Source organism: Psychrobacter sp., assembly GCF_018260395.1.
Taxonomy (GTDB): domain Bacteria; phylum Pseudomonadota; class Gammaproteobacteria; order Pseudomonadales; family Moraxellaceae; genus Psychrobacter.
In genome coordinates this window covers 1-20,103 of the sequence record NZ_JAGLBC010000040.1, presented here as the reverse complement: position 1 = coordinate 20,103, position 20,103 = coordinate 1, and the positions used below count along the sequence as shown (strand labels likewise).

Below are 20,103 nucleotides of genomic sequence, written 5' to 3'. Positions count from 1 at the left end.
TCTCATTTATCTAAAATAATTAGATATAAATGAGATTTTTTTATATTTATAGCCTTAAAATAACTCAACCTAAGCAAACTAAGACTAATCTATTATATCATTTTTATCATAATACTTAGGCAAGTAGCAATTAGCCAGCACATATTATATATAAGTTGAATATAAAAGCGTTGCTATCTATAAACTCAGCTTAGCTTAAATAGAATACTAGTCGTTCATCGCTAAATAAGTGCCTTTGTTTGATGCGTCTAGATAACGACTATCACGCCATACAGAATAGCCATTGTGGCTGCTATAAGGGCTAAATTTAGACTGTCTAAAATCAGATACCCACTGTGAGCCATCATAAATTTGGATATGACCATGTGGGTTCTTAGAGGAGCGGTTAAATACGGCTACGTCACCAACTTGTGGTTGATAGCTATCATTGTTAAGTTTAATAAAACCCGCTTCTGCTAACGTACCACGAGTGGCATATTGATAAGCAGATTCATTAGGTGTAAAGCTATATCCTGCTGCTTGAAGAGCTATACGTACGTACTTTGCACATAAGCCCATAGAGTTTGAACTTGCAGCACGGGCTGCGCGAGAAGCTGCTAAAGCTGGAGGCGCTGAACTGGTTAAACGAACTGAACCGATGCTTGGATTATTTGCTGAAGTTGCAAATGAAGTAGAAGTTGTAAATTTGCTTTCTAACTGTCTTGATAGTTGAGCCAATTCATCACTTTTTTGCTGTGCTTGATTATTTAGATACTCAATATTCTGAACACGTTGAATAGTATTAGATGAGATGTTAGAGAAATTATTAACTACTGTAAATGATTTGACCGGAGTAATAGAAGTATTACTAACTGAAGCTAATGAAGTGCTAATTGTTGGTTCAAAGGTCTGCTGAACCGATGCATTTACTTGGGTAGCGCTTAGCCCCATTAACGACAAAATAATAAGTGACTTTTTCATAACATTCCTAGAATTAAACTTTTGTGTACTATTTAACCTACCTGTCAAATAGTTATTTAATCTTCATTAAAAACATACGACTCAACAAAACAGCCTATATTTAGATTTAGCAACCGTTTATGCTATCTTGATATTCAGTGGTAACTTCATCTATTAATTGAGTTTGAGATCTGAAATGAAATATCCATTAAAACCCAATCATTTAGCAAAGCGTATTGATCATCAAAAGTCTGCAGCTTCTTCCTTGCCTAAGTCTTTAAGTGAAAAATGTACTCAGCTGAACAAGTTAACGCAAGAGATAAAAGTTTTATTAGGAAGAGGACTACCAGAAGAAATTTTAAAATCACTTTGGGTAGTTAAGTTTGAAGATAATAATTTGGTAATTTCTGTTCAGTCACAGACTGCTGCTAACCATCTTAAATACCAATCAAACAACCTAATTCATATACTAAAAGAACAATCTCTTACATTTCTTGAACTAAAAAATATAGATGTAATCGTTACTCATGCTGCTTCGATTGAACAATTTTATGAAAATAAGGGTCATTCATACTTAGTTTTAAATCAATCGAAATCAACTCTTAATAAAGGCTCAACCCACATTAAATATGGCCTCACCCAAACAACGAAGAGAACTATAACACACACTTTTGAGCATGTCATTAAAGATGAAAAGTTAAAAAATGCTTTAAAACGTTTGATAAATTCTAACTAAAAACTTTCTTAATTGTTTTATTATGTAACTTAGCGTGGTATTATTGGCATATATTGTTTGATTTATAAAACTGATTAACAATATTTATATAAATTGATTGCCTCTTTGATAGCTGAATTTTTAGAGTATTAAACTGCCAAGTATTGAAATTGTTTGGTCTAAACAAGAATCGATGAATTTTTAATGAAAAAAAGTGAAATCTAAGTTTCACTTTTTTTATATTTCCACATTGTTTCTTAGTTTTAAAAAAAATCCTGAAATTTTTGGAAAATAATTTTGATTTTTTCTTGATTTTTAGATTTTATAGTGAACTGCTAAAATTGATGTGTCATCAATTGTTACAATTTCAAAGTTATTGGGATCGCTATACACTGTTTTTACCAATTTATTATTCAAACCATGTCCTGATTTATAGGCTGAGAATTTTGCTAATAAGGGATATTTTGCTAAATATAAATCCCCAATTGCATCTAAAATTTTATGACGCACAAATTCATCTTTATGACGCAAACCATCCTTATTTAATATTCCTTCTTCATCTAGAACAATGGCATTATCTAAACTGCCACCACGTGCTAAATTATTATCTTTAAGATATTCAATATCTCTCATAAACCCAAAAGTTCTAGCATTGCCAACGTTTTCTATATAATTTTGAATACTAAAATTGAACAAGTAATGTTGAGTATCTTTTGGAATGCTAGGATGATCAAAATCTATTTGGAAATCTAAACAAAATCCGTCATAAGGTTCTAATTGTGCAGATTTATCACCTTCTTCTACCCTCACCGTTTTTAATAATTTTAAAAACTTTTTTGGGGCGGATTGTTCTGTAATACCGGCTTTTAGCAGCAACTGTACATAGTTCAGGGCACTGCCATCCATGATAGGTATTTCGACATCAGATACTTTAACAAGTAAGTTATCAATGCCAAGTCCTGCTAAAGCACTTAATAAGTGCTCTACAGTTCCGATTTTTATATCATCGACCACTAAGTTAGATGACATAACAGTATCGGTCACTAAAAAGGCGTCAGCAGCGATTAACGGCGCATTATCAATATCAGTACGTAAAAAATGAATACCAAAATCATTTCCTGCGGGCTCTAAAATCATAGTGACCTCACGTCCGCTATGTAAGCCTACACCGATAACTTCAATAGGCTGTTTTAAAGTACGTTGTTTCATAAAGTTGTTACTCTTAGTATTTAAACCTGAATAATAAAGTTGAAAATTAAAGCTTGATTTAAGCTTAGTTAAAGCTTTTAAATACGCTGATTTTAACACAGTCAACCATCTACTAAGGGTATCTACACTATATTTATCCAAACTATGAAAATTACACATAAAAAAAGCCAAGCTTAAGCTTGGCTTCAATACTTTTGAGTTTAAAAGTCTTACCTATTTTCTTAAAAACTTTTAACTATCATAGATCCGTTTAAGTCTGTGTTATCTACGCTATCTTTTTTGACTAACGATTTTGTTGTCGCTTCAAGTAGTCTTGGATACTATTCGTCTTAGTGCCTGCAGGCTGAGACGCAGGCGCAGGCATGGCTGCTGCAGGCTGACTAACGGGCTTAGGGGCTGTATTTTGTTGTTTGTTGAATGCAGTAGTATGAAGACTTGGGTCTACAGTTAAATTACTAGTACGAGAAGGTATATTAACTGGTTTATCAGCATCGTCTAAAGTTAGACCTGTCGCAATTACAGTTACGTGTAAGTCTTCACCCAATTTCTCATCGATAACGGTACCAATAAAAATGTTGGCATCTTCAATATCCGTAATATCGTTTACCACTTGAGTTATTTCATTCAGCTCGTCAAGAGTGACTGATTCTGAAGAAACTACGTTTACGATAAGACCTTTGGCATTCTCTAATAGCAAATCATCTAATAAAGGTGACCGTATGGCTTTTTCAGTGGCCTGCCGCGCGCGATCTTCACCACTCGCACGACCAATACCCATCATGGCATGACCCTTAGCTGTCATAGCAGTACGAATATCATTAAAATCGATATTAATAACCCCTTCGCTTGAAATCGTCTGGGCAATACCTTGAACCGCATGCATCAATACATCATCAGCTTTCTTAAAAGCATCTTGCATAGAGATATTGCCGTATACTTTAAGCAGTTTATCATTTGGAATAGTAATAATAGAGTCAACAAAGTTAGACAATTGATCAATACCGGCTTTAGCTGCTTTAATACGCTTACCACCTTCAAACTTAAATGGCGTAGTTACCACACCCACAGTTAGGATTTGCATTTCTTTAGCAATTCGAGCCACGACTGGTGCTGCACCCGTACCCGTACCGCCACCCATACCAGCAGTGATAAATACCATGTCGGAATCTTCAAGCAACTTGCGAATAGCTTCCTCATCTTGTTCAGCTGCTTCACGTCCAACTTCCGGGTTAGCACCAGCCCCAAGACCGCGATTGGTATTTGCACCAAGCTGAAGTTTGTTTTCAGCCGTTAATCTATCTAAAGCTTGTTTATCAGTATTGGCACAAACAAAGGATACACCTTTCACACCTTGCTGAACCATGTGTTCAACAGCATTACCACCACCACCGCCCACTCCAAAAACGGTGAAACGTGCTTGACCATTATTTAGATCCTGGCTATGGGTAACCATTGTATACTTTGACATTATCACTCCTTGAGGTCATCCATTTAGTCAAGTCGCTCATTCATAAAGCTATAACTAAAGTCGTGACTTTAATATATGAAATAGATGATAGGTGCTAATTACATTATGCTTTTAAAAAAGTTATTCAAATTGTGTCTAATAGTACTAAATCTTGTAGGTTTATTAAGATCTAAAGCTTCTGGAGAACTTTTCTCACTGTGCTTAAACTGTTCACTTTGACTGTATAACAAAGCCCCGTAAGAAGTATGAATCGAGCGCTGATTTACCCTTAGGTTCAGCTCTTTTACTTTATCATCATCATCAAAATGAGTATATGCAGTAATGGCTTTGTGTGGGTTACTCATAACCACTGGCATTTCCAATAAACGTTTTGAAAAACGCACCATACCGCGAATCTGACTACCACCACCGGTTAAAATCACGCCACGTTGCAGATAGTCCATCAAACCTTCATCAGACAACTTTTGAAAAATAACTCGATAAAGTTCAATATAACGTGCTTCAATAATTTGCGATAATTGTAACATACTGATAGTGGATTCATCAGCCATACCCACTCTAGGTAACGTTTCAAAACGTGTGGGATCAACATCACGAGTATTAACTGTTCCTCTTTGAATTTTTAACTTCTCAGCTTCCATCATCGTAAGCCCTAACTCGGCCGAAATATCCATTGTGACCTTGTTGCCACCATCTGCAATACAATGAGTAAAAATTAGCTTATTTTCTCGATAAACACAAATGCTCGTCGTACTAGCACCTATATCGATTAGACAAACCCCTTGCTCACGCTCTTCAGGCATTAAGCTATATTCAGCGCTGGAAACCGCATCAAATAGAATATGATCAATACTTATATCACAGGCTTGAATTAACTTTTGGATATTCTGTCTACTCGCTACCGGCATCATCATTAAGTGATACATGACCGTAACTTTATTGGCATACATACCGATAGCATCATCAACCATTTGCTCTTTATTGTCTAAAAAGATGCCTTGCTGACAATGATGCATTAAGTAATGCGTATTTGGCAGAACACTGGACTTCGCCAAACTTAAAGCATTGACGATATGCTGAGTTTCAACCACACCTTGTTCTATGTCTACTGCTCCAAAACCATTGCCACTTAATAACTCAGGTGTCGATAAAGTTAACCAAACACTGTGAATACGACAATTAGCCATTTCTTCAGCTTGGATAATGGCTTGGCGAATAGAACTTTTTAAGCGATCAAAGTGTTTAATTTGACCTTGCTGAAAATCTTCAGTTGGCATCTCTCCCACGCCTTTAATGCGAATGTCTGTAGCTGAAACAACATTGGCCACAACCACATAAACTGCAGTAGCACTAAGATGAATAACGGCGAGAAGATTTTCAGATTTACTCATAAAGTTTAAAACATTTAGGTATATACTGTCAGGATTTATTAGTATAATAATATACTTTTTTATCCTAAATTAAACAGTAAGATTAGATTAGGGTTACAGTATAAATAGAGCTATGCGCCTATCCTTAGTCATATTAGCTAAAAAAATGGCCATACCTAATTTAGTTATGTCATAACTAATAAATTTAACTTTTAAAATATCAAATGAAACCGCTTCAAATTAATATTGATGCGGCCTTCAACTAAAGTGCAATATCATTTTCTATAGCACTTGCTTCATGGTCTAATGTATTAGAATTTTGTTGTACCACAGGCTGAGTGGACAATGTTTCACTTGTATCTGAAGGTTTAATTTGATTTGAAGAAATAGGAGCAGTATCTGTTTGTTGCTCCTTCCAATCAATCACAAACCCATTTTTATAGCGCAAATCCACGGATGCAATACTACTGCGTTTATCTGACAGCTTATTTTGTAACAACAGACTTAAATTCATAAGCTTTTGTGAGGTATGTTCATTGTCAACAATGATACGCATACCATTATCAAACTTAATTACCCAAGTCATTCGAGGCGTTAGTATTAAGTCTTGTACATGCATCTTTAGCGGAGCAAACCATTGGTTAACTTGTTGCATCTGATGCATAATAATCGTTGATTGATTGGCATCACCTTGTAACATTATCAGGCCAGATTGCCTTAGCTCAGATTCACTAACAGGTTTATAAACCTTTCCTTCAGCATCAATCAAATGTTCACTACCAAATCGGGCAATCGCTTCACGTGGTAAGGCAGTTATAACAATGCCTTCTCCCCATTTTCGCTCGATATCAACTTGACTAATCCAATCTTGCTGCATAGCACCATCTTTTAACTCAGGTAATACGGCAGTGAAAAAACTCCCTGCTTCTTTTTTACCCATAGCTTTATTTAAAGTTTCATACTGCGCAGCATCAAGGTTCTTGGAATTAATTACCACTTTAGCAGGTTGCGAGTTATAAATCCTATATGATACTAAAAAAAATATAGCAATAAATAAAACTACCGTAATGGTGATCCACGTTTTTGCAGATAGAAATTTACTTAGGTTCAACGCAGTTTTACTCACAGAAGTAGCCGTAGTATCCATTTTAGTGTAATAACTCTTAATTGTAACTTATTTGTTTAATAAGCGATAGCTGCAACCGTTAGCAAGCATGTATCAATATATAACAGAACCTTTAATTACTGTAATAATCGATATATGTATAAAGTATTAACATCGATAGTATTAATTCCAATAAATAATTTATTTACTATATTACATTACATCGGCTTTAAGCTTAGTTAAAGGATTTGCTTTATTAATTAGCCCATAAATGCCTATTATATTATCTATACTAGTTGTATCATTTACTGTTGCATTAAGCAAAGTCAGTATTTTAATGAGTAAAACATTATATGAATATCTTTAAATTAGATAACTATAAAATATAAAGATTATTTGCAGCCAATTCCTGTGATAACTGACCCACATTACCCGCACCTTGCGTAATTAATATGTCCCCAGCTTTAAGCACACGTTGCATTACCGGTGCTAATTCGGCTTTATCAATTACCACAGGTTCAACTTCACCACGCAAACGAATACTTCGTGCTAATGATTTGGTGTCAGCTCCCACAATAGGCGCTTCACCAGCACTATAAACGTCTAAAAGCATGAGTTCGTCTACTTGTGATAATACAGCTACGAAATCATCGTAGCAATCACGAGTTCGGGTATAACGATGCGGTTGAAACATCATTACCAGTCGGCGCTCGGGATAACTTTCACGAGCTGCTTTAATAGTGGCTGCAACTTCTACCGGATGATGACCATAATCATCAATTAATAATACATCACCATCTTCTTTTTTAACACAAGCTTGTTGCTCAAATCGGCGACCGACACCTGCGAATTTCTCTAAAGCACGTTTGATAGCATTGTCATCTACCCCTTCATCAGTCGCCATTGTAATTGCCGCCAAAGCATTAAGAACATTGTGTTGTCCTGGAATATTTAAAGTTAACTTTAGCGGCTCATGGTCTTTACGAAGTACCGTGAAGTGTGTTTTAGTCCCTTCGACGCGTACGTCTTCAGCACGGACATTATTATGCGCTTCAAATCCAAAAGTTAATACAGGACGACCTATGTCATCAATCATGCTATAGAGTTCTTTATCATCTCCACAAACCACCGCCAATCCATAAAACGGCATGTTCTGTAAAAACTGAATATAAGCTGCTTTTAATCTATCAAAACTATTGTCATAAGTTTCCATATGATCTTGGTCGATATTGGTAACGATAGCTGCCATCGGATGTAAAGTTAAAAAAGATGCGTCAGACTCATCAGCTTCTGCAATTAAATATCGACTCTCGCCTAATGATGCATTCTTACCAGAAGCATTTAACTTACCGCCAATGACGTAAGTAGGATCTAAACCTGCTTCAGTCATCATCATTGTTAATAGACTAGTGGTTGTGGTCTTACCATGGGCACCAGCAACTGCAATGCCATGACGATAACGCATTAATTCGCCCAACATATCAGCACGCCGTACTACTGGAAGCTGAGCTTTTAAAGCAGCTTGTATCTCTGGATTATTTCGATCTATGGCTGAAGATACTACGATAACATCGGCATTAGCAATGTTTTTTGAATCATGACCAATAAATACTTCAATGCCCAGACTTTGCAGACGCTTAGTCACTGCACTTTCTTTAATGTCTGAACCGCTTACTCCATAACCTTGGTTTTTCATCACTTCAGCGATACCGCACATTCCTGCTCCACCAACACCGATAAAGTGAATACACTTTATACGACGCATTTCAGGAATTTCAATCAATCTTTTTGGCAGGCGTGCTTTTAACATAAGGATCTCTTTATATATTCAGTAAAACAAATTTTGTGCTGTGTATTAACAGCAATTTATTCATGATTTTTTAAGCATTGACTTAATAAACAATTTATAGACAACTTAATAATAAATAACATAATTATAGACAACTTAACGAGTTATATTTAATCATCTATAACTAGTGACAATATTATCAGTTAAAGGTTGGTTTATAAAAACATTAAGCTTAAGGTTTAAAGTCATATTAATATGCTATTAAAAATTGGCTATTACTATTAGTCATTTAATGCTATAGATTAAAAACAAAGCTTACTGTTGTCATTTATTTGACTATTTCATTCCAAATAAAATTTGCCGTTTTAACAGTAGCATCTGGATTGGCCAAAGCTTTACCTTTTATAGCCATTTTTTTACATTTCTCTCTATCCAAATCAAGTAAAGTTTGCGACAAATATTCAGGGTTGAACTTATTTTGTGGAATCATATAGGCCGCATCTTCTATCGCTAAAGAACGTGCATTTGCCGTTTGATGGTCATCGACTGCATGAGGTAGTGGTACGAAAATAGCTGCTAAACCCACATTCTGGATTTCGGTGACTGTTAAAGCGCCAGCTCTACAAACTATGACATCCGCCCAGGCATAAGCATCTGCCATATCTTCAATGAAAGGATTAATCGTTACCTCATGAACCGCTCTGTTGACCGCTTGATAATAGGTTTGAGTGCTAGCTAAATTATTACGACCACATTGATGATACACTGTTATAGGTTTATCTAACTGCGCTAATGCAGCCGGCACAGTTTTATTTAAGGCTTCTGCACCTAAAGACCCTCCCACAACCAACAATTTCAATGGGCTAGTATCCTCAAGTTTATAACGTTCTTCAGGCGGAGCAATTTTGCAAATAGCATCACGTACAGGATTACCCACTGTTTCAAGCTTAGGGTTATCGCTACTCTCGCTATCGCCAAAAGTATTAGGAAAAGCCTGTAGCACTTTACTAGCTAACTTGGCCAAATAACGGTTACTCATACCAGCAATAGCGTTTTGTTCATGGATAATAAGTGGCGTTCCTGTCGATTTTGCTGCCAACCCACCAGGTGCACTCACATAGCCCCCAAATCCAACTACAACATCGATATTATTTCTTTTGATAATTCTAATGCTCGCTAGCATAGCTTGAGACAAGCTAACCGGCATTTTTAACATTCTGGTCACACCTTTACCGCGTAACCCTTGCATATCAATAGTATGAAAAGCATATCCGATTGGACGAACCAACTCATTTTCCATACCCTGCGGCGTACCTAGCCAGTGCACGACAGCACCTCGTTTAGTAAGCTCTTCTGCCACTGCTAGTGCTGGGAATACATGACCCCCTGTTCCTGCCGCCATCATTAAAACGTTCGGAGCTACAATTACTGCCTTAGTAGACAAGGTATTTTGAGGAGTAGGATTTAGGGTTGGGGTCTCAGACACAGCAAAATCTCCTAGGTTTTTATAAAACAAAGCTATGCTCTAATTAAAAAATCATAGCATTAAATGGGGGGCTAAGCGATGTCCTGCTTTTAGTTAAGGCGGTTATTGTACAACAAAATTTTAGGTTTTTACCAAATATATAATTATCATATTGTAGGTTTTTCACTGCTATCATCAAATAAAAATAAATAAAAAAACCAAGCAACGAGCGAGTCGCAGCTTGGCTTATATGACTTTAAAAAAGTTTCGTTAGGAAAAGTAAATATTCCTTTATTAAACGTTTTTCAAGTAACTTGATTAATGATTAACGTATAGAAGTATATCAAAAACAACCTACTTTCGACATAAATATAAATTCGAATATTTCTAAAATTGATTAGCGGCGTTTTAAAATACGAGTTTTTCCTAGTAATGAAATTCCTTTATAGCCACGTAATTTCAAAGTATTGCCGTTTAATTCAGCTTTACCAGAAAAGGTCATACCTGTTTCAGGCTCTATACCTTTACCACCAGCATATTTATTAGGGTTCTTAGGATCAGCTTTTAAATCCCACAATACAGTACCACCTATTAAAGGCTTGTTATTAAATTTACCTTTGCATGTATCACAGACTGACTTAGTCGCTGCACGAGGGTCTAATACTTGAACAATCTTTGCAGAAAGCTTACCATCATTATCGCTAAATTGAATAACTGCATCTGGACTACCATTGTCATTATAGGTCGTCCATTTAGTATTATTTAACTGATCCGCAGCACTGGCACTAAAACCGAAAGCTAAACCTGCAGTTAGTAAAAGTGATTTTGTTAAAGTATTCATAATACATCCTTGTATCAAATTAATTAAAATCAGTCAGAATTAAATATTCTACTGAGACTCCTAGTTAAGAATAGTTACTTAAAAAGTTAAGCCTTAAAACTTATATAACGTTCGCTACATTCGTTTAATGTAGCTCGCTTCCAATCAACTAATCAATCAAATAAGAATTCTATCTAATTAATCAGTTATAAGTCAAAACATAACCTATTCCGTTGTAGAATACTTTAACAAATAATTAACCGCTTTGTAATGAAATATTTAACTAAATTGTTACAATAACCTAACCAATGTTTGCTAATGTATTTCTAAATCCTTACTGAAAGTAGCATCTTGATTTTAGTAGCTTTTGTTTACTCTTTTTTCAATAGCATCAATCAAGTCAGCGGCTATGTCTGTACCACACTGATCATTGATTTCACGAATACAGGTAGGACTTGTGACATTGATTTCGGTAATACGTCCGCCAATTACATCTAAACCAACAAACATTAAGCCTTTTTCTTTAACAACAGGTGCTACTTTTTTTGCTACTGCCATCTCTTTTTCAGTTACAGGCATTGCCACACCCTGACCCCCAGCCGCCAAATTACCACGCGTTTCACCCTTGGTAGGAATACGTGCTAAGCAAAATGGAACAACCTCACCATCAACAATCAAAATGCGTTTGTCACCTTCTTTAATCTCAGGTAGAAAACGCTGCGCCATTATAGGTAAGGTTTCAAGTTCTGTAAGCATCTCAAGTGTGGCGCCAATATTAGGGCTTTCAGCGGTCAATCTAAATATACCTGTACCACCCATACCATCTAATGGTTTTACAATCACATCTTGTTGCTCAGTGATAAAATCGCGTATATGCGATTGCTTACTTGTAACGATAGTAGGACTCATTAGATCACTAAACCAAGTGGCAAAAAGCTTTTCATTGCAGTCGCGAATCGCTTGCGGGTCATTGACTACCAATACACCGACCTTTTTTGCGTGATCTAACATATAAGTACTGTACAAAAAACGCATATTAAAGGGTGGATCCTTTCGCATCAATACCACATCAAAATCTGTAATAGGTCGCGTGGTTTTTGGTGCTAAACTATAGAAATCTTTAGGATTACGGCGTACTGTTACCGATTGGGCATCGACGTTAAGTTGTCCTCTATCTAACCACAGGTCATGAATTTGACAATAACCCAAACTATGCCCACGTTCACTTGCAGCCCACATCATAGCCAACGTTGAATCTTTTTTATAATTTACGGTTTCAATCGGATCCATAACCACTAAAATGTTAAGTGGTTTATTACTTGATTGTTGAGTCATTATGATTTACTCCGCTTAGACTGCCTAAAGAACCTAAATTTTTATTTATAGTTATATTAAAGCTGCCAATCCGAAAATTGACAGCTATTGATTTAAAAAGAAAAGCTTATAACGAATATCAAGTTTTAAAGGCAACTTATAGCCTTTAACTAGTTTTTTTACTATAAAGCTGACTATTAAACAATCAATCAGATATTCATTCAATCAGATATTCATTCAATCAGATAATCATTCAAACAGAAGGTTAAACCCCATACTGTTCGCGATAATGTCGCATTTTAGCCAATTGAGTTGCTTCACCCTGCTTAGCAATATAATCGATGATATCGTCTATATTTACTAGAGCTTGAACGGGGACGTTTAGACTTTGTGCTAACTCTTGAATAGCAGACTGTTCATTTTGACCACGCTCTTTACGATCTAATGCCACAATAATGCCTGCTACTGTCGCGCCAGCAGCGTCAAGAATCTCTACCACTTCGCGCATTGCCGTACCAGCAGTAATCACATCATCTAATACCCAAACTGCTTTGCCACTAACATCAGCACCGACTAAGCTCCCCCCTTCACCATGATCTTTAGCTTCTTTACGGTTATAACCCCAACGTGCATTGATACCATGATTGTTCCACAAAGCTTGAGCAGTAGCAGCTACAAATGGAATACCTTTATATGCTGCTCCAAATATAACCAGCTCATCACTTTCAGAGTTTTTAACTTGTTTTGCTAAAGCTTGAGCATAGCCATTGGCCAATAAAGATAGGGTTTCTCCAGTTGCCAATAAACCGGCATTAAAGAAGTATGGACTAATACGACCCGACTTCAAAACGTACTCACCAAACTTTAAAACGTCATTAGATAAGGCCAGTTGAATAAAGTCACTACTACTAAATGTGTTAGATGAAGAAGAAACTGCCATGAATAAACCTCTAAAACCTATGAAAATTTATATGAACGTACTCGTTTAATAAAGGAGGGTATTATAGCCCTATTAAGACAGCTATGCAGGTAGAGATAATAATATTAGGACCAGCCATTAATATAATAACTGCTAATATTTGGATATCGAATAAATAAAGAAGAGCTTGAAGATACATTCATATATATAGGTTGTCCCAAATTTGAACTGGTCTCTCCTCTATTATTTGTAATAGAGGCCGAGCTGTGTTTGTGCGCATGCTCGATATCTAAACCCAAATAGCGGGCTGCCACCACCACATGACCTTCAAACAGTCTAATCTGACGGTATTGTTTTTCAAATTGAGGATGAGTATTACACTCACTTAAAACATAACTGCGCATGTGCTGACAAATTTGCTTTATCGTCAAACTGTAGTTGATAGATTCGCAGGTTTTACATTGCTTTAGAATATGTACCGCCACACTACAAGGCAAGATATCAGTAGTCAAACTATCTACTTCATTATCAAATCGTTCAGGATAAAGTATAGTCTCCCAACTTGGGGCAAATAAATCATTAATCATTTCAGGCATTGCTACAGATACGTCAGTTGAATCTTTATTACCATTTGAAAGAACATCTGAGTGCACTATGCTATTAGTATTAGTCTCTTTATCAAGGTTAGCCTCTATATTTGGGTTTAGCTTATTTTTAAATCCATACCGCGTTAAAGTGGGATACTTTGCACAGACTTGATAGATATCAGACATATCCAATAGAGTCATCTGTGTTAAAGGAGTTAAGAGCTTAGACTCACCATTAGCATACGGCTCAAAAAATTGATTTGGCAAATTAATTAACCCACCTAGCTGAAGCAAGTCTAAATGAGAAGCAAGCTCAGGCGAAGCAATTAAAGACCACATAGAAGCCTCTTCAGCGCTTTGTGGTTTAGCACAATCCCTATCCAAAGTGTTTAACAGCTTACCCAAAGTATATTGGTAACGAGGCGTAGGCTGAGGAATATCAGTCAAAGGACGATCAGGATTTACAGTAATGGTAGAAGCATTAAAATTAGGGTGCCTCATTCCCGCACACTTAATTTGATGCTGTAATAAAGACTGAGCCATTAAGTCTTCGTTATCATGGTTGTTAAAGCTGTCCGTTCGCAATTTACCCTCTTTGGCCTTAGGCATAATCAATATTTTAAACTATGATACGTGCTTTTTAATCAATCGTATATTGGGCATTTGAAAACCATATGTAATTAAAGATAAGAGATTTCACTATCTACTAGTATAAAAAAGCTTAATCCTCTACCTTTATTTAATAATGGCTAAGTAGTATTAGATAGATTGTAAAATGTATTGATAACCACTTTTCCAGTCTGGGAATTGTAACCAGTCTCTTGGGATATTGCTGTGTAAACGTTTTCCGGTCATAGTATGGTCATCATTGTGAGCAATAGGTGTTGAGCTATTCAACTGTGCTGCCAACCAAGTACTTAATTCTAAAGAGGTTACTGGTTGATAATCGGTAGCTAGATATACAGGTTTTAACTTATCTGACTGAGGTGATGTCAATACTTGAGCGATAATGTTTACCAAGTCACTGTCCATAATTCGATTGGTCCAACTGCAATTTGGCATGGGCTCTTTGTCTACTTCTTTCGCTTTACGCACTCGCATTAATCGCTTTTTGCCATATATGCCACTAGGTCTAATAATAACAGCCCGCGCGCTAAAGGCATGTTGCAATACCTGTTCTGCTTGTAATATATATTGGGATGCCTCACGCTCGGGTAGTTTAGGTGTTACTGTTTCATCTATCCATTCTCCATTGTCCTGTCCGTATACCCCAGTTGAAGAGATAAACACCACTTGTTTTAAGTGCGGTAGTTGGGGCTCTAGCTTGGCAAAATGCTGTGCAATACCCAAATAAGTATTTTTATAATTCGGTGCATCGTAGTTGTCAGGAGTAACTATGATGGCAATATGGGTAAAGGTTTTAACTTGATCAGCAGATAGTTTCAAGGCATCCGCTTGTAAAAACTCTGATCCATGTTGTAAATCGTAACACTGACGGTCTCCCCTTGCCAATCCAGTCACTTTTTTTTGTGATTTTGCTAAGCTATTGGTTACCTCAAGGCCTATATCGCCTTGGCCAATCACTAAATATGCATCCTCTACATCTAAAGAATCTTTAGAAGATGATAGGTTTTTATTAAAGTCTTCGATCATTATTTAGTCCTGAATTTATATCGTCTCATAGGCTTGTGAGTAACTGACTCAACATTGGCCTTATTTTATTTTAGGAATAATTAGGAAACCGTTTGGCATACGAAATACGCTAGTTGAGCGTTTAAAGATATTATGTGTCCTAAAAAGCTTAATCTTTTAGCCAATCAAGAGTTTGATTTATGACCCGTTTATCTGTTAATAGTGACAAATGTCCTATTCCATAAAAGATAGCTTTTCTATGCATCGGCACTTTTAAATCATGTGTTTCAATATGTTCCCCAAGGGCAGAACTGATACTTACTAGACCGTCACCAAGCAACTTACTTTCTTTAGAGTCGTCCTTTTTCTCGCTAAAAGTTGCTGCTAAAAAATAGGTATCGATATGCTCGGGTAACATTGTGATATAACGTTCATCATCTGGTAGTACGCTACGAGTTGTCAAGCTGTGCCAGTCTTCATCACGAACACTACCATGGCGTAAATCTATAATACCCGTGCTGCGTATATCGCCAAGCTTACTTAGCGAACCTGCAAAAGGTACTTTGCTGATGGTTTGTTGAACCGTATTTCCAATGCGCTCAAGTACTGCGCCATGATGGGGTGTTCCCAATGTAATTAGCTTTTTGGTTTTTGTCACCCATTCATATTGAGCTTGACCACCATAATAAAGCGCACTACGCGATACCAAACCACCCATACTATGACCGATTAAATTAATTTCACTGATATCAGTATAAGTTGTACTTAATTGATGTAATAACTCTGAGAATTCACGACCGTTGCTAGAGATGCGGCGCCCTGTATTATAGTTTAGATAAAATATATTGGTGTCAGGCTGATTCTTTTGAATAATTTGACCCAGGCTATTTTCATTATTGGGTAACCAATTTAAATAACCCATGCATAGACCATGTAAGATAATAGTCACTTTGCCAGATAGAGCCATATTCTTATTAACTTGATTAGAAACCGCCAGTAGTAACCCCTCACTGTTATAAAGCGATGTTGGTAAAGCCAGTGGGTTCTTATTAGTCTCTAGGTGATCCCCCATCACCCCATTTAACACATTAACCACCATGTTCAGACTATTAGGCAGGGGATGAGACTTATCATTGTTTGTAAAGTGATTATATTGATTTATCGCAACAGTCAAGCTACGCCCCACTAAAGAGGTGATGCCTCTAACTACTTTATAGACTCTGCTACTAATACCTTTATGCCAAAATCTTCCATATCTGTGGTTTAGTAAACCTAAAGGTCGAAGTAATATTTCTCGATGTATCGCCTCAACAATAGCTGTAGTTTCTATAACACCAATGGTAGTCAGTTGACTTATTCCTAATAAAAAGTCAGTTATCGATAGCGTTCCCGCTTTAACCCTCGATGGCTCTGAATAGGGCTGCTCGCTTTCTAGCGCTATCATATCCAAAGGTTTGTTAAGCTGATTCATAGTAATAACATCCTTGTAAGTTGACCCATACTAGTATGTCAGGCGACCTATTCCTATTTTAAAAAGTAATATATTGTTTGAGACCTACTTAAAGGACTTTTTTTAAATTTATGCCTATTTTAGAAGTATTTGACGTACGCTAATTGAATATCCTCTCGTCCATCTATATTGTCTTGCAACTCATAACTGCCTTTTAAGCGGATGGCATTGTTTTTATCAAAGTCATATTGAGCCCCTAGACTCAAGATAGGTTGCCAATAGCCACTTTTAATTTGATCATTAGTAGAGTCGCCATGGTACCAATAAGGCACCTGCACCTCACCTATCAAACGAGCATTGGGACTAAACTGGTAACGACATCCTATATTAACCCCAGCGCCAACTCGATAACCTTTACTAAGTCCTTTACCCACTTGCCCCAGACCAGTCCCTAAAGCATAGCAAAGTTGAGGCGGTAACTGACCAGAACCAGCATCCGGCTTTCCAAACGCAACGGAGATTCCTTTTTCATAACCAAAGCTTCCCACCAAATGGTCATTATCTAGACCCCCATTACCAGTGTTATGATTCATCTGTGAGCCGTCTTTTACCTTAATAGCTTGAAGATTAATGCCCCAGCTGGATAATAATGAGTCGCCTTTTCGAGCGGTATTTATGGGATTAAATGAGCGACCTCGTAACAGGGCTAATTCTTGCAACTCTACGCTATCATGATTGCCAGTATTCTTATCAGTATCCTTATAGACCCTAAGCGCAACTGAGCCTACCTCCAAATGATAGTTTTGCGGGAAGCCACTCGAGCGATCTAAAGGACCATTAAAGCCACCACGATAAGCCAAACTTACATAACCTGTATCATCTTCAGAACCTGCCCCAATCATTACCCGTTGAAGAGAGTGGGCATTTAAAGCATTGTTATCAACTGGCCTTAAATGAGTAGGTATTAAATTATGGTTGGCATCAATACTACTACTTGGTAAGTCCGACATTTGTGGGTTATTGAGCTTAGCTTGGGCTAAGGTCGCATCTGCTGGAGAATAATTTTCGCTATTGATGAGCCCCTCTTTATATAATAAACGAACCACATCAGACGGCACCACTGCTAATGTAAACTGATCTAACAAATTGCCCTCAGGACGTACAACATCAATATATCGCAAAATTTCTGAAGCGCAGTTATCCAGTGTAAGATAATATGGCAACTGCAAATCTTTTGTCTCATACACATGACGCATAATTTGCTGAATTTCTGCGTCTGTTAAATTAAGAGTATAGGTCCAGACATCTCGATTATCTTGTTGTAGGTATTCAGCTAATTTTTTTGGATAAGGTTCGATAGTGATGTCATTTGGGTAGCCACCTACTATAGAATTTATGGCGTATTTAATAAATGGATCATCTGGGTTTCCCGCCACTGTATCATTTAACGCATACGCTTTGTCGATTGCTCTAGGATTTACAAGACTAGCTTTTGAATCTATAAGCATTAAGGTGTGGCCAAAGGCTGAAACTGCTCGGTTAGGATATTCTTCAGCAAAGACTACCGATAATCGCTTAGGGTCTAGCTTCTGAAACCAAGCATCGAAATCTGGACACTTTTGTTCACCTTGCGCTAGTCCTAACTGCTCTTTTAACCAATGAGTACGTGCAGGAAAGCGACAAGATACACTATTATTTCCGTTGGTTTCTTCAGTCACCATAGCAGTGATAAAAGCTTCTAGCTCTATCTTAGGGTTTGTTTTTCCTTCATCGCTTATAAAAAAGTCAGACGTTTGAATTTTACTTTTATAAGCTATATCTTTAGTTGAGCTTTTTGTAGCTGATTTAGTCTCTGGTTGATAATAATAAAGTCTTAGCCATGTAGGGTGCTCGCTGAGTTTCTTTTGCTTAGCAAGTTCATTTAACCGCTTAGACAATTCAGAGGCTTGGTGAAGGTCATTAACAGCCGAGTCTATTACCATTTGGGAATCTTTATACGAGCTAACTTGGCTGTCTGTGCTATCTGGGCTATTTAGCTTCTGAGGCTGGGCAAAAGTTGGCATAGAGAGTATCAAGCTTGATAGCGCACCCATAGATAATAGCAAGGTTTTCTTATATATAAGCCGCTTATTAGCTTTTACAGATGACATTCTTGAAAACTTTGCATAAGTCTTTAAAGATGACTTGGAGGATGACCAAACAACTGATTTATCAATTAACATAATTTAGCCTATTAGCTTACTTGCATTAGTTATTATTATTAATCATTCGTTATCATTACTAATAATTATCAGAACACCCAGTACAATCTTCAAATTTGGAATATTAAACTTAAAATTAAATCATTATTTCTTATTATTGTTCATGCAAAATGTAATCCGATATCGCAACCCGTAGTGCATACTTTATAAATAATGATACCATGCCCCTTTTACAAAGCCATTAAATAAGCTATAAAATATTGCCATTTAATACTGATATTTAATACTGATATTTAATACCGCCACTATTTAAACCAGTTTACCGCCTAGCTTTTAAAATGATGGCTTGTTTATTCACAGATCTTATTAACTTGGTTATTCGCCGCTTACCATTATGAAAAAACCTCTTTTTGCTACTAAATCCGCCAAATCTCTATCCCCAATGCAAATTCATCAAGGTCGCTTGACACAAGCAAACTGGATGGCATCTTCCAATTTTAATGCCCGTCCTGAAGGCACGGATATTAGTCTTATTGTGATTCATAATATAAGCCTACCACCAGATCAGTTTAAAAAAACGGACGTTAACGGTCTACACTATGTCAAAGCTTTTTTTACCAATTCCCTAGACTGGGAGGCACATCCTTATTTTAAAACGATCGAAGGGATGCAAGTTTCGACCCATTTATTTATAGAGCGCAGTGGTGAGATAACACAGTTTGTGAACTTTGAAGACCGTGCTTGGCATGCAGGTCGTTCAAGCTATCTAGGTAAGACTGAATGTAATGATTATAGTATTGGTATTGAGCTTGAAGGTTCAGACAATCAGCCTTTTACTAAAGAACAATATATGGCTTTAGCAAGTGCTATTGCTGCAATTTATAAGGCTTATCCTAAAACGCACCGTCATCTGATCGGTCATAGTGACATTGCTCCTGGACGCAAAACAGATCCAGGCAAGTATTTTGAATGGAATAAATTACGCGATCTAGTTGGCCAAAGGAATACCTAATCCTTATCACAATATTTTAATGATTTAATGCTTTTATATATTTCATTAAGTGTTACTTTCCATAACATTTTCACTGGTCGATATAAATATCTTATCTAGATAGTGCTA

General features: G+C 36.7%; 16 protein-coding genes. 2 read left to right on the top strand and 14 right to left on the bottom strand.

All coding sequences use genetic code 11. The features are described 5' to 3' along the window. Positions 1-207 precede the first annotated feature (207 nt). A complete protein-coding gene (locus QZ265_RS04930; protein ID WP_296403969.1) occupies positions 208-960 on the bottom strand; it encodes a CHAP domain-containing protein in 753 nt (250 codons plus the stop codon). 175 nt (positions 961-1,135) lie between these two features. Between QZ265_RS04930 and QZ265_RS04925 the strand changes: the two genes are divergently transcribed. Further along, positions 1,136-1,675, top strand: coding sequence for a hypothetical protein (locus QZ265_RS04925; protein WP_296403966.1), 540 nt, complete (start codon positions 1,136-1,138; stop codon positions 1,673-1,675). A 294-nt stretch (positions 1,676-1,969) separates the two neighbouring features. Here QZ265_RS04925 and lpxC read toward each other — a convergent pair whose 3' ends face one another. The 13 genes from lpxC to QZ265_RS04860 form a co-directional block, all read right to left on the bottom strand. Continuing rightward, positions 1,970-2,863, bottom strand: a complete 894-nt coding sequence (gene lpxC, locus QZ265_RS04920; RefSeq protein ID WP_296403964.1) for a UDP-3-O-acyl-N-acetylglucosamine deacetylase — start codon at positions 2,861-2,863, stop codon at positions 1,970-1,972. Between the two features lie 283 nt (positions 2,864-3,146). Further along, complete coding sequence (ftsZ, locus tag QZ265_RS04915) at positions 3,147-4,331, bottom strand: cell division protein FtsZ (protein ID WP_296403962.1); 1,185 nt, start codon at positions 4,329-4,331, stop codon at positions 3,147-3,149. Positions 4,332-4,429: 98 nt separating this feature from the next. After that, positions 4,430-5,722 carry a cell division protein FtsA gene (gene ftsA, locus QZ265_RS04910; protein ID WP_296403960.1) on the bottom strand — a complete coding sequence of 431 codons (1,293 nt, stop codon included), beginning with the start codon at positions 5,720-5,722 and terminating at the stop codon, positions 4,430-4,432. Between the two features lie 241 nt (positions 5,723-5,963). Further along, a complete protein-coding gene (locus QZ265_RS04905) occupies positions 5,964-6,827 on the bottom strand; it encodes a cell division protein FtsQ/DivIB (protein ID WP_296403958.1) in 864 nt (287 codons plus the stop codon). A gap of 355 nt (positions 6,828-7,182) precedes the next feature. Next, complete coding sequence (murC, locus tag QZ265_RS04900) at positions 7,183-8,616, bottom strand: UDP-N-acetylmuramate--L-alanine ligase (RefSeq protein WP_296403957.1); 1,434 nt, start codon at positions 8,614-8,616, stop codon at positions 7,183-7,185. Positions 8,617-8,923: 307 nt separating this feature from the next. Continuing rightward, positions 8,924-10,000, bottom strand: coding sequence for an undecaprenyldiphospho-muramoylpentapeptide beta-N-acetylglucosaminyltransferase (gene murG / locus QZ265_RS04895; RefSeq protein ID WP_296403971.1), 1,077 nt, complete (start codon positions 9,998-10,000; stop codon positions 8,924-8,926). A gap of 457 nt (positions 10,001-10,457) precedes the next feature. Further along, positions 10,458-10,901, bottom strand: coding sequence for a DUF2147 domain-containing protein (locus QZ265_RS04890; protein ID WP_296403955.1), 444 nt, complete (start codon positions 10,899-10,901; stop codon positions 10,458-10,460). A gap of 336 nt (positions 10,902-11,237) precedes the next feature. Continuing rightward, positions 11,238-12,215: a glutathione synthase gene (gene gshB / locus QZ265_RS04885; RefSeq protein ID WP_296403953.1), complete on the bottom strand. Its 978-nt coding sequence runs from the start codon at positions 12,213-12,215 to the stop codon at positions 11,238-11,240. A gap of 244 nt (positions 12,216-12,459) precedes the next feature. Next, a complete protein-coding gene (gene pyrE / locus QZ265_RS04880; RefSeq protein WP_296403951.1) occupies positions 12,460-13,134 on the bottom strand; it encodes an orotate phosphoribosyltransferase in 675 nt (224 codons plus the stop codon). 104 nt (positions 13,135-13,238) lie between these two features. Next, complete coding sequence (locus QZ265_RS04875; protein ID WP_296403950.1) at positions 13,239-14,309, bottom strand: hypothetical protein; 1,071 nt, start codon at positions 14,307-14,309, stop codon at positions 13,239-13,241. Between the two features lie 150 nt (positions 14,310-14,459). After that, a complete protein-coding gene (locus QZ265_RS04870; protein ID WP_296403948.1) occupies positions 14,460-15,353 on the bottom strand; it encodes an SDR family oxidoreductase in 894 nt (297 codons plus the stop codon). 148 nt (positions 15,354-15,501) lie between these two features. Beyond that, positions 15,502-16,803 carry an alpha/beta hydrolase gene (locus QZ265_RS04865; RefSeq protein ID WP_296403946.1) on the bottom strand — a complete coding sequence of 434 codons (1,302 nt, stop codon included), beginning with the start codon at positions 16,801-16,803 and terminating at the stop codon, positions 15,502-15,504. A gap of 119 nt (positions 16,804-16,922) precedes the next feature. Continuing rightward, positions 16,923-19,004: a DUF4105 domain-containing protein gene (locus QZ265_RS04860; RefSeq protein WP_296403944.1), complete on the bottom strand. Its 2,082-nt coding sequence runs from the start codon at positions 19,002-19,004 to the stop codon at positions 16,923-16,925. A 373-nt stretch (positions 19,005-19,377) separates the two neighbouring features. Here QZ265_RS04860 and ampD point away from each other — a divergent pair, with 373 nt between their 5' ends. Beyond that, positions 19,378-19,995 carry a 1,6-anhydro-N-acetylmuramyl-L-alanine amidase AmpD gene (gene ampD, locus QZ265_RS04855; protein WP_296403943.1) on the top strand — a complete coding sequence of 206 codons (618 nt, stop codon included), beginning with the start codon at positions 19,378-19,380 and terminating at the stop codon, positions 19,993-19,995. The last annotated feature ends 108 nt before the right edge of the window (positions 19,996-20,103 follow it).